Source organism: Streptomyces sp. NPDC037100, from assembly GCF_055606225.1.
The window spans coordinates 1-2,630 of sequence record NZ_JBVJSX010000033.1; the positions used below are offsets into that span (position 1 = coordinate 1).

Annotated in this window: 2 protein-coding genes and 1 pseudogene; all 3 read right to left on the minus strand. The window is 70.8% G+C overall.

Going from position 1 to position 2,630, the window contains the following annotated elements; translation table 11 throughout:
• Positions 1-794, minus strand: a 794-nt coding sequence (locus ACZ7EG_RS40025; RefSeq protein ID WP_471089967.1) for an ABC transporter permease, incomplete at its 3' end; no start/stop codon positions are given.
• Between the two features lie 2 nt (positions 795-796).
• On the minus strand, positions 797-2,389 hold the full coding sequence (locus tag ACZ7EG_RS40030; RefSeq protein ID WP_471089970.1) for a sugar ABC transporter ATP-binding protein: 1,593 nt from the start codon (positions 2,387-2,389) through the stop codon (positions 797-799).
• Between the two features lie 116 nt (positions 2,390-2,505).
• Positions 2,506-2,630 (minus strand): annotated as a pseudogene (locus ACZ7EG_RS40035) (sugar ABC transporter substrate-binding protein); the annotation flags it as partial.

Below are 2,630 nucleotides of genomic sequence, written 5' to 3' on the forward strand. Positions count from 1 at the left end.
GAGCCGTAGTGGCCGCTGTAGAGGATGCCGGCGAACGCGGCGAGGACGCTGCCGAGGATGAGGACGATCCACACGATGCGGTCGACGCGGATGCCGGCGGTGCGTGCCGCCTCCGTGTTGCCGCCGATCGCGTACAGCGCCCGGCCGTGCCGCAGCCAGGCCAGTGCGCTGCCACCGGCCGTGAACAGCAGCGCGCAGATCCAGATGGCCGCCGGTACGCCGAGCCAGGACGCCTTGCCCAGGTAGGTGAAGGAGGAGGGCAGTTCGACGATCGACTGGCCCTCGGAGAGGGCGACCTGGAGTCCGCGCAGCATCGTCAGCCCGCCCAGAGTGACGATGAACCCGTTGAGCCGCAGCTTGAGGATGAGGAAGCCGTTCAGGGCGCCGATCGCCACGCCGACCAGGAGGCACAACGGGATGGCCGTCCACTCGGGGAAGAGCCCGAGTCCGTTGAACCGCCCACCGGTGGAGGGCAGGACGAGCCACACGGCGATGACCGGGGCCACGCCGATGGTGGACTCCAGGGACAGGTCCATCCGTCCGCAGATGAGGATGAGGGCGGCGGCCAGGACGAGCAGGCTCAGCTCGGTGGACTGCTGCAGCACGCCGATGAGGTTGTCGGCGGTGAGGAAGGCCGGCGAGACGATGAAGCCGATCAGGCCCAGCACGAGGATGGCCGGGATCAGGGACAGTTCACGGAAACGGCCGAGGTCGAGCCGGCGCCGGGCGGTGTCCACCGCGGCCGGCGCCGTCGTGCTCGGTGCGGGCTCCGTGACATCTGTGGTGGCGGGCATGTCTACCTTCCGTGCTGGTCAGTGCCGGACGCCGTGGACGCGGCGGGTGGGGTGGTGGTGCTCGTGACGCCCTCGATGGCGGCGACGACGTGCTCGTCCTTCCAGCCGCGGTCGAACTCGCCGACCACCCGTCCGTGGAACATGACCACGACCCGGTCACAGGCCCTGAGGTCGTCCAGCTCGTCGGAGACGATCAGCGCGGCCTTGCCCTCGTCCGCGGCCCGCCGGATTCTGCCGAGGAGGAACTCCTTGGACGTGACGTCGACGCCGTTCGTGGGACGGATGGCCACCAGCACATGCGGGTCGGTGGCCAGGGCGCGGGCGACCACGACCTTCTGCTGGTTGCCGCCGGAGAGGGCGGAGACCGGGGTGGCCGCTGCCGGCGTCTTGATGTCGAGGTCGCGGATCATGTGCCGGACGAAGCTGCGGGTGCGGGCGGGCAGGACGACTCCGAACGGGCCGAGCTGGTCGGTGACGGTGAGGGTCGCGTTCTCCGCCACACTGCGGCCGTTGACCAGACCCTGCAGATGCCGGTCCTCGGGAACGAAACCCACACCTGCGGCCAGGGCGGACGGCACGCTGCCGGTGCGTACCGCTCTGCCGCCGACCGAGATCCCGCCGGCCTCGGCATGGTGCAGACCGGCAACGGCCTCGCCCACCTGAACGTTGCCGCTGGCCGCCGCTCCGGCGAGCCCGACCACCTCTCCGGATCGCACCGACAGGGAGAGGCCCTCGCAGGCGCCGGGCACCGTCAGGGCGTCGATGCGCAGCAGCTCCGCACCATCGGCCGGTGCGACCGGGGGCCCGCTCACGTGGTTCTGGGCCAGGGCGGCCTCGCCGGTCATGGCCTCCACGAGGGAGTGGTGATCGAGTTCTGCCACGGGCGCCGTCAGGATGTGGGCCGCGTCGCGGTACACCGTGACGGTGGTGCAGAGGTCGTACACCTCTTGCAGGTGGTGGGAGATGAAGAGGAAGGCGACGCCCTGCTCTTGCAGATCCCGGAGTTTGCCGAAGAGCCGGCCGATGCCGCGGGCGTCGAGTTTGGCGGTCGGCTCGTCCAGGATGATGAAACGGGCTCCGAAGGACAGCGCGCGGGCGATCTCCAGGAACTGCCGCTGCTCGACGGTCAGATCCCTGGCCCGCGCGGCGGGGTCGACGGCCACGCCGTACTCGGCGAGGAGTCCCTCCGCGCGCTGTCTGAGCTGCTTCCAGCGGATGGGGCGCACCGCTGTGGGGCTCTGCCGGTTCAGGAAGAGGTTCTCGGCGACGGTCAGGTCGCCGATGATGGTGGAGCGCTGGTAGACGCAGGCCACCCGGGAGCGCCAGGCGTCGATGTCGCCGAAGGCGGGCGCCGGCTCGCCCGAGAAGCGCAGGGTTCCGGTGTCGGGCTGCTGGAGGCCGGTGAGGACGGACACGAGCGTCGACTTGCCGGCGCCGTTGCGCCCCACCAGGGCGTGTGACTCGCCCTCGGCGATGCTGATGCGGGCGTCGCGCAGTGCGACGGTGGCGCCGTACCGTTTGCTGATGCCGGTCGCCTCGGCGACCGGGGCCCGGGTTCCGGAGCCGGCCGCCGGGGCGGTGGCGGTGTCCGCCATGGTGGGTACCGTCCTTCGGGTACGGATGGTGGGGACCGCGGAACGGGGAGTGGACCCGGATCCGGGGTGGAGGCCGCAGCCGGAGGGCCCTCGGCGCCGACGTCGCTGTCTGCCGGTCACTGCCCCACGTTGTTGCCCCACAGGGACTTGTCGTCCACGTTGTCCTTGGTGACCAGCGGGGCGGGCAGCTGGTCCTCCAGGCCGTTGGGGAGTTTGATGATGGTGGAGTCGTGGTCGGTCT